10 protein-coding genes and 1 tRNA gene are annotated in these 8,581 nt (G+C 58.5%); 1 reads left to right on the top strand and 10 read right to left on the bottom strand.

Going from position 1 to position 8,581, the window contains the following annotated elements:
• From ACIQ36_RS15760 to ACIQ36_RS15800, 9 genes are all read right to left on the bottom strand, one after another.
• On the bottom strand, nucleotides 1-1,014 hold a 1,014-nt coding region (locus ACIQ36_RS15760; protein WP_395831027.1), incomplete at its 3' end, for a DUF4062 domain-containing protein.
• A gap of 92 nt (nucleotides 1,015-1,106) precedes the next feature.
• Nucleotides 1,107-2,036 (bottom strand): AEC family transporter, encoded by a 930-nt coding sequence (locus ACIQ36_RS15765; protein WP_395831029.1) that lies wholly within the window; start codon nucleotides 2,034-2,036, stop codon nucleotides 1,107-1,109.
• 237 nt (nucleotides 2,037-2,273) lie between these two features.
• Nucleotides 2,274-2,747 (bottom strand): UPF0262 family protein, encoded by a 474-nt coding sequence (locus ACIQ36_RS15770; protein ID WP_395831031.1) that lies wholly within the window; start codon nucleotides 2,745-2,747, stop codon nucleotides 2,274-2,276.
• Nucleotides 2,744-4,048: a histidinol dehydrogenase gene (gene hisD / locus ACIQ36_RS15775; RefSeq protein WP_395831033.1), complete on the bottom strand. Its 1,305-nt coding sequence runs from the start codon at nucleotides 4,046-4,048 to the stop codon at nucleotides 2,744-2,746. The genes ACIQ36_RS15770 and hisD overlap by 4 nt, the downstream gene beginning before the upstream one ends.
• Nucleotides 4,032-4,697, bottom strand: coding sequence for an ATP phosphoribosyltransferase (hisG, locus tag ACIQ36_RS15780; protein ID WP_395831035.1), 666 nt, complete (start codon nucleotides 4,695-4,697; stop codon nucleotides 4,032-4,034). The genes hisD and hisG overlap by 17 nt, the downstream gene beginning before the upstream one ends.
• Nucleotides 4,698-5,144 carry a DUF2948 family protein gene (locus ACIQ36_RS15785; RefSeq protein ID WP_395831037.1) on the bottom strand — a complete coding sequence of 149 codons (447 nt, stop codon included), beginning with the start codon at nucleotides 5,142-5,144 and terminating at the stop codon, nucleotides 4,698-4,700. It abuts the gene before it with no gap.
• Nucleotides 5,141-6,430, bottom strand: coding sequence for a UDP-N-acetylglucosamine 1-carboxyvinyltransferase (murA, locus tag ACIQ36_RS15790; RefSeq protein ID WP_395831039.1), 1,290 nt, complete (start codon nucleotides 6,428-6,430; stop codon nucleotides 5,141-5,143). Before murA ends, ACIQ36_RS15785 begins: the two co-directional genes overlap by 4 nt.
• 26 nt (nucleotides 6,431-6,456) lie before the next feature.
• Entirely contained in the window at nucleotides 6,457-7,011 is a 555-nt protein-coding gene (gene dcd, locus ACIQ36_RS15795; protein WP_395831041.1) for a dCTP deaminase, read from the bottom strand.
• Between the two features lie 80 nt (nucleotides 7,012-7,091).
• On the bottom strand, nucleotides 7,092-7,286 hold the full coding sequence (locus ACIQ36_RS15800; protein WP_395831043.1) for a hypothetical protein: 195 nt from the start codon (nucleotides 7,284-7,286) through the stop codon (nucleotides 7,092-7,094).
• Between the two features lie 162 nt (nucleotides 7,287-7,448).
• On the opposite strand from ACIQ36_RS15800, the gene ACIQ36_RS15805 reads away from it, so the two are divergent.
• Nucleotides 7,449-7,523, top strand: a tRNA-Thr gene (locus tag ACIQ36_RS15805).
• A gap of 271 nt (nucleotides 7,524-7,794) precedes the next feature.
• Here ACIQ36_RS15805 and ACIQ36_RS15810 read toward each other — a convergent pair.
• A partial coding sequence (locus ACIQ36_RS15810; protein WP_395831045.1) for a hypothetical protein occupies nucleotides 7,795-8,581 on the bottom strand: 787 nt, incomplete at its 5' end.

Raw genomic sequence — 8,581 nt, forward strand, 5'->3', positions numbered from 1 at the left:
ATTTATTGAAGAACTCAAAATACTATGACGCCTTGCTAATTTTTTTGCGGCTTCCGTGAATACATCCTCAGAACCTGATGGGAGCATTAAGCCTACTTCTATGTAGTATGCTGAAAGGCGGTTGAACATGGCCTTTGTAATCTTAAAGCATTCTGACGCGTCAATAACCGCAACCTGGTTAGCAATAGCAGATCCAATTTGTACAGCAGAGTCATCCGAGTAAATAAGATACGATAATTCGCCGTTGTAATTATTAATATTATACGTTATATTTTCATAAAATAAAGGAAACATCGAGATCCATGTTGTTTCGATCTTTGCGTTACTTCCATAAATTATTCTGTTATCAATTTTTTTTGCTATTCCAATAATATTTACATAAATCGTATCATCAGAAGATGGGATCGGAGGCAGGGATAAATTTATATCAAAACTTCCGACAGCTTCAAGATATTTAACATTTTCTTTACGAACCTCGTTTAGTTCTTCTAGAATTTTAACACTTGCAATGGTATCTCCTCGAACCCAACCTACAGCAGGCTTAGTTGCCTTTGCATGGTCCAACGCCTCACGAACAGCTAGCTTTAATTGCTCACATGACGTCCAAGTTTTTCGCAGTCTATTTTTTTCAATATCCGAGATAAAAGCCGCAAGCCGCACTTTACCTTCTTGGGATGCTTCGCTTTTGCCCGCTTGGATACTTCCTCGGTCGCCATGTACCAACGCAAGTACAGGAATATCGCGGGTAATGGCATAGCGATACTCCTTTTCGGTGTAGCTGATGCCGTCATCATCTGTGGAGCCATAACGGCCCGCCACTATTAAAACATAATAATCACATTTATCTATCAAGGATCGTATAAATGCAAATTGATCTTCGTCCGCTGCCGGGAACGTTTCCATCTGAACTGGGAAATCTCCAGAACGGATCACCGAATCTTGTACCGCTTGCCGCTCTTCCTTCAAGTCTTCAAAAGTTGAACTAATGAAGACAGAATATCTTTTATCGGCCAACCTTGGACCCTCTCATATAGCTGGGAATCGCCTGAGTTAGATTACTTCGTTTAAGGGTTTCCCGCAACGAATGACAAATTTTTAGATGTATATTACCCCACCGCCAGCAACGCACTCACCGTCAGCACCGACAGGATCGTCGAAACCAAAATCGTCGCCGAGGTTTGCGCCACCAGCCGATCATATTTCTGCGCCAGCACGAAGGCCCCCGCGCCGGTGGGGAGCGCGTTGAGCAGGAGGGCGACGCGGCCGACCAGGCTGTGCTCTTCCCCCAGGATCACCAGCATCACATAGGTGGCGATGGGGGCGACGGCGAGTTTTAGGACGGTCAGCCAGGTCACTTCCGCCAAGGCCCCGCGCAGAGGCTGGGCTGCAAGGAACATGCCCAGGGCAAACAGCGCGCAGGGGCTGGCCGACGCGCCCATCAGTTCGGCGAAGGTTTTGAGCGGCCCGAACAGGGGCACGCCCGAGAGCGCCCAGGCCGCGCCCGCTGCTGGGGCCACAATCAGCGGGTTGCGGGCGACGGTTCCCAGCACGCCGACGAAGGTTTTCAGTGCGCCTTGGCCGGAGCGCAAATCGGCCTCGACCCCCATAATCCCCGCGCCGAACATGATCGAGCCGGTTAGAATCGTCGCGGCAATCACATAGGGCAGCGCCTCCGGCCCATAGGCGAGCGATACCAAAGGCACCCCCATATAGCCAACATTGCCATAGCAGGACGCCAGGCTCTGCACCGACAAATCCGCCAGCCGCAGCCGCCATACCAGCCGCCCCCAGACGACCGTAATCACAAACACCACGCCCAGCGGCGCGCAAAAGGCGATCAAAAACTCCCGGTCCACCACCCGCTCCAACGGCGCGCGGAACATCACCAGAAACAGCATTGCCGGAAGCGCAAAGTAATAAACGAACTTATTCAAAGCTTCCGTCGAACTCGCACCCAGCAGCTTCAACTTCGCCGCAATATATCCGGCCAAAATTAAGCCGAAAACCGGCAGCGCAACGTTGAGGATGGATTGCATCGGGGGCCCTTACTCGCCAAGGACCGGGGGCTTTGCCCCCGAACCCCCACCCAAGGGCAGCGCCCTTGGGGAACGCGATTCAGTAATTAACAGAAGCCTGCTCAGAAAACCGAGACTAATCTCTGAAACAGAAAATGGGATCACCAAGGGGCAAGCCCCTTGGTTGGGGGATGCCCGCGCGTTTGACGCGCAAAGCACGTCGGGAGGGGCAAAGCCCCTGACATAACCCACGCCGTCCTACCCCCGGATATGCAGCACGCAAATCAGCGTGAACAGGCGGCGGGCGGTATTATGATCGAGGGTGATTTTATCTTGCAGCCGGTCGCGCAGCATTTCGGAGCCTTCGTTATGCAGGCCGCGACGGCCCATATCGATGGCTTCGATTTGGGCGAGGCTTTGGGTTTTGATGGCGGTGTAGTAGCTGTCGCAAATCTGGAAGTAGTCGCGCACCACCGAGCGGAAGCCTGCGAGCGGCAGTTGCACGCGCTCTAGCGGGTCTTCGGCGGGGCTGCGCACGTCGAGGATCAGGCGATTATCTTCGATGCCAAGGCGCAAGTGGTAGGGGCCGGGGTGGCCGATCAGCGCGAAGCTGTTTTCTTCCATCAGATCGAACAGCGCGATAGCGCGCTCGTGCTCGACCGTCTGGTTGCGGCGGACAACCGATTTTTCATCGAGTTTGACATCGACCAGACGATTGTCCGCCGCGCTCATCGGGTGGCCTCCGGCAAACGAATGGCAACGGAGAGCGCGTGCGCCTGCAAGCCTTCCGCGTCGGCCAGCGCCAGCACCGAGGGGCCGAGCGCCTGGAGCGACGCGGGGCTACAGCCGACCAGCGTGGTGCGCTTCATGAAATCGAGCACGCCGAGGCCGGAGGAAAAGCGCGCACTGCGGGCGGTGGGGAGCACATGGTTCGGCCCGGCGATATAATCGCCGATGGCTTCCGGCGTATGCCGCCCGAGGAAAATCGCCCCGGCATTGCGGATTTTCGCCGCGAGTGCATGCGGATCGGCCACGGCGAGTTCGAGATGTTCGGCGGCGATGCGGTCTATAATCGGCAGGGCCGCATCGAAGCTTTCCACCAGAATAATCGCGCCGTGCGCCTGCCAGCTTGCGGCGGCAATCTCCCGGCGCGGCAGGGTTTCGAGAAGTTTCTCGACGGCGGCAGCCACCGCATCGGCAAACGCGGCATCGTCGGTAATCAGGATGGATTGAGCGCTACTATCGTGCTCGGCTTGGCTCAAGAGGTCCGCCGCAATCCACTCGGGCGGGCTTTCAGCATCCGACACCACCAGGATTTCGGACGGCCCGGCGATGCTATCGATCCCCACTTGCCCGAACACGGCGCGTTTCGCCGCCGCAACATAGGCATTGCCGGGGCCGACGATTTTATCGACCGGCGCGATGGTTTCGGTGCCATAGGCCAGCGCCGCCACGGCCTGCGCCCCACCGATTTTGTAGATTTCCGTCACGCCCGCGCGTTTCGCCGCCGCCAGCACCAACGGATTCAACACGCCATCGGGCGCGGGCACCACCATGACGATGCGCTCCACGCCTGCCACTTTGGCGGGAAGCGCGTTCATCAGCACCGAGGAGGGGTAGGAGGCCAGCCCACCGGGCACATAGAGCCCGGCGGCAGCCACGGGCCGCCACAGCATGCCAAGCTCGACGCCCAAGGCATCGGTATAGCGCAGGTCGGTCGGCGATTGCCGCGCGTGAAAATCGGCAATGCGCGCGGCTGCTAAATCCAGCGCGGCTAGAAGCTCCGGCGAACAGGCGGCTTCTGCGGCATCGATTTCGGCAGCGGTCACTTTCAGCACGGCAAGATTGGGCGCATTCACCCGGTCGAAGCGGTTGGTATACTCCACCACCGCCGCATCGCCGCGCGCCTGCACCTCGGCCAGAATCGCCGCCACCGCGTTGGAGACATCCACCGAGGTTTCGCGCTTGTCGTTCAGCAGCGCGGCAAAGCGGGTCTCGAAATCGGGGCTTCGGGCATCAAGCCGCACGGGCACGGGTAACCTCCGCAAAACGATCAATCCAGGCGGTCAATTCGTCCGAACGGGTTTTAAGCGCCGTGCGGTTGACGATGAGCCGTGAAGAAACATCCGCAATCCGCGCCACTTCCACAAGTCCATTGGCGCGCAGGGTAGCCCCCGTGGAAACGAGGTCCACAATCCGCTCGCACAACCCGAGCGTGGGGGCGAGTTCCAACGCACCATTTAGCTTAACACATTCGGCCTGCACGCCGCGCGCCGCAAAATAGGCTTTGGTGATTTCGGGATATTTCGTCGCCACCCGCACATGGCTCCACTGCTGCGGCTCGTCGGCCTCCACCAGCGCCGAAGGTTCGGCAACCGAAATATGGCAGCGACCAATCCCCAGATCGAGCGGCGAATAGAGTTCGGAATAGTTGAACTCCATCAATACGTCCGACCCCGCCACCCCCAGTTCCGCCGCGCCGAAGGCAACAAAGGTCGCCACGTCAAAACTGCGCACGCGGATGATTTCAAGGCCGGGAATATTCGTCGTAAACCGCAGCTTGCGCGACGAATCCCGGGCGAAATCCGCCTCGGGCTCGATGCCGATGCGGGCGAGCACCGGCATAACCTCATCCAGAATCCGGCCCTTCGGCAGGGCGAGAACGAGCGGTCGTTGGTCCATTTACACGGCTCCTTTGCCGCTATCGTCATGGGTCGGCACCGAGGCGCAGGGCCAGGGCTCACCGAAATCTTCGGCCAGAAGATCGAGGCTTTTCACACTCAGGCGCAAGGCCGGTTGCGTTTCGCCCGCGCAGTGCAGCCACAGCAGGCCGCCATCCTCGGCGGGGATAAAGGCCATCGCCAGAAGCGACAGGAATTTACCCGGTTGCTTCAGGCTAAAGCCCTTATGCTGAACCGCCGTGACGCCGCGCACGCGCACCGCCATGTGAACGCGTTCGCGCGCGGCAGGCGCTTCCCAGCGAAAGCGATTGGCGGCGAACAGAAACTCCTGCGCCTCCCGGTCGTAATGCAAATCCAGCACCGGCAACAGCGCATCCTGCAAGCAGGCGCTGAGGATTTCGAGATCCGCCGAATCGACGGCTTTCAGCTTCAGGCCGGGCGTGCTCATCCCGCGTCCCGCACCCGTTCCACGTCGGCCCCGCAGGCCGCTAGCTTCTCTTCCAGCCGCTCATAACCGCGATCCAAGTGATAAACGCGGTGAACGATGGTTTCGCCTTCCGCCGCAAGGCCCGCGAGCACGAGGCTGACGGACGCGCGCAGATCGGTTGCCATCACCTGCGCCCCGGTGAGGCGTTTTACGCCGCGCACGAGGGCCGAGGAGCCGTGAATGGTAACATTCGCCCCCATGCGCGCCAGTTCAGGCACATGCATGAAGCGGTTTTCGAAAATGGTTTCGGTCATCATGGCCGCGCCGTTCGCAACGGTCATCAGGGCCATCGTTTGCGCCTGCAAATCGGTGGCAAAGCCGGGGAAAGGCTCGGTCATCACATCGACGCCGATCAGGGGGGCAGAGGTGCGCGCAACCCGCATCCCATCAGCCTCGGCGGTGATCGTCACCCCCGCTTCGCGCAGCTTATCGACGAAAACCGGCAGATGATCGATATGGGCATGGCGCAACAGAATATCGCCGCCGGTAATCGCCGCTGCAATGGCATAGGTGCCCGCTTCGATGCGATCCGCGACAATCTGATGCTGGGCCGCGTGCAGCCGGTCGACGCCCTGAATACGCACCGTATCGGTGCCAAGCCCGTCGATTTTCGCGCCCATCGCCATCAGGCAGTGCCCGAGATCGACCACTTCCGGCTCGCGCGCCACATTCACAAGCTCGGTTTCGCCCTTAGCGAGCGCCGCCGCCATCAGGAGATTTTCCGACGCGCCGACCGAGACCACCGGGAACACGAAGCGCCCGCCAACCAGCCCCTTCGGCGCGCGGGCTTCCACATAGCCTTCCGACAGTTCGATTTCGGCCCCAAGCGCCTGGAGGCCCTTCAGGTGCAAATCGATGGGTCGCCCGCCAATGGCGCAACCGCCGGGCTGGGAGACGCGGGCAAGGCCGCAGCGCGCCACCAGCGGCCCCATCACGAGGAAGCTCGCGCGCATCTTGCGAACAATATCGTAGGGCGCGGTGGTGCTGGTGATGGTTTTGGCGGTCAGGTTCATCACCCGGCCCGTATGCCCGCCCGAGGCATTGCCATCCATCGACACCTCAACCCCATGCTGCGCCAGCAGCGAGAGCAGCGTGGAAATATCGGCCAGATGCGGCACGTTCGACAGCGTCAGCGTTTCATCGCTGAGCAGCGCCGCCGTCATCAACGGCAGGGCGGCATTTTTCGCGCCGCTAATATCGATGGTGCCTTTCAGGACGTTGCCGCCGCGCACTCTGATCTTATCCACCGGGAACTTCCTTCATTTTGCGGCTGTTAGAGGCGCGGCAGGGTTACGCCGCGTTGGCTCATATATTTCCCGGCGCGGTCAGCGTAGGAAACTTCGCACGGCTCATTGCCCTGGAAAAACAAAAACTGGCAAATGCCTTCATTGGCATAAATCTTGGCCGGCAGCGGCGTGGTGTTGGAAATTTCAATCGTCACCTCCCCCTCCCACTCCGGCTCCAGCGGCGTCACATTGACGATAATCCCGCAGCGGGCATAGGTGGATTTGCCAAGGCAGATCACCAGCACATCGCGCGGGATTTTGAAATATTCCACCGTCCGCGCCAGGGCGAAGCTGTTCGGCGGGATAATGCACACGTCGGTTTGCCGATCCACAAAGCTTTTGCTGTCGAAATTCTTCGGATCGACGATGGCGGCATCGACATTGGTGAAGATCTTGAAATCATTCTTCACCCGCGCGTCGTACCCATAGGACGAGAGGCCGTAGGAAATAACGCCGTCGCGCGATTGCCGCTCGACGAAGGGGGAGATCATCTCCTTCTCCAACGCCATTTTGCGGATCCATTTATCCGACAGTATCGCCATTATCCCGTTCCGTCCTTACCACCAGAGTCTTGAACCTCTGGCTTCTATCGCACGCGCGAGGGCGCATCAAGCCGAAGCGCTCACCCTTCGCTGCCGGAGGGGGTTGCGTCAGCGCTCGCGTCGGGGCCAAAGGTTTCCTCCGCCGCGTCATCGCGCCCCCGCTTCTGCTGCTTGCGCCGCTTGAGATTCGCCCGCAGCGCCGCCGCCTGCCGCTCGGCCCGCGCCTGCTGCGCCGCTTGGGTTTCGGGCGTGATGCCGGGAGGAGTTTTGCTCATAACGCACTCAATAGAAGCAAGGGGCGGGGCGGCGAAAGACCGAAACCCTTCGGCCTGCCGCACACTAGCCCCGCTTTTTGGCTCTTGCCAAGCCCCACCCCATCCGCTAAATAGCCGCCCACGCCAAACGATGCCTCTCGCATCCCGGCGATACATGGCGCTGCTGCCGTAGCTCAGTGGTAGAGCACTCCCTTGGTAAGGGAGAGGTCGACAGTTCAATCCTGTCCGGCAGCACCATTTTAAAGCCTTCAAGCTGAGAATATGTTGTAAGCCCCGTGAACTAGGCGCGGTTGCGTTATTTCATCGTGAAATTGATACCGCCGCGAGACAGTCACACGCACTTTCAAGAAGGGTGATTTCCTCGGGGGTCAGGTCGAACAACCCGTAAACAATTATGTCGATCTGGGTTTCTGCCTTGGTTATCTCGGCTGACAGGCGGGCGATTTTGGCGCGGTGGCGGGTGATCCAGTCTTCCCAGGCGGAACGCGGCCTCGAACCGCCAACCTATCTAGCTAGGCAAAAAGCCAAGCTCGAACACCTGTGGGCGCAGTTTTGCGGATAGGTCTGCATATGCCGCTTTAAAGGGGTCAAAGTCGGTGAACCGCGTGTCGCTGAAGGCTTCGAGCGCGCGGCGCACCTGATACCAACCTGCATCCGCGCGGTTCAGCTGATATTCCTGCCCGATCTTGTTCGGAAAGCTGGTCGCGTGAAAATACTGGAACAGCTTGCGGCCTTCGTTCATCACGGCCTGAGCCTCAGGTGATAATGTCATGCCTGCCATATAGCGCACCATGAAATCGCTCTCAATTCGCGCCTTCGCGCCGATCTCACGTTCTGTGAAAGGAATGAAGTGGTTGGTAAGTGACCAGTCTTGACCATTCCAGCGCAGCCCGTCCGCCCCGGCTGTGAGGTTGCTGCCATTGAACAGCATCCAAACAAGGCAATCGGATTTAAATTCATCCGAAAGGGGCTGTGAGGGTTGCAGGAACTGATCGCGATCGTTCAGCCATGTTCTTGCGATTACACGCCGAACAGTAAACATAACGCCAACTTTCCAAAGATTTTCTTCGGTGACAAAGTAGCCGCCAGCGTGCCCAATCGAATGTACTGACGAGAATATCGCAGTCATTTTTCCAGCGTTCTGCATATCATTTCCATTGCAGAAGAAATGTGCAATCGCTCCATTCGCCCAATGTTTGTTTCGGATGTCATTTATCTTGCCAATTGGCGTAATTGCATTGATCAATGGGACGACTTCAGTAGTATTCTTACGAGTTCGAGGGAGCCAGCCGCTT

Source organism: Elstera sp. (assembly GCF_044372965.1).
GTDB lineage: Bacteria > Pseudomonadota > Alphaproteobacteria > Elsterales > Elsteraceae > Elstera.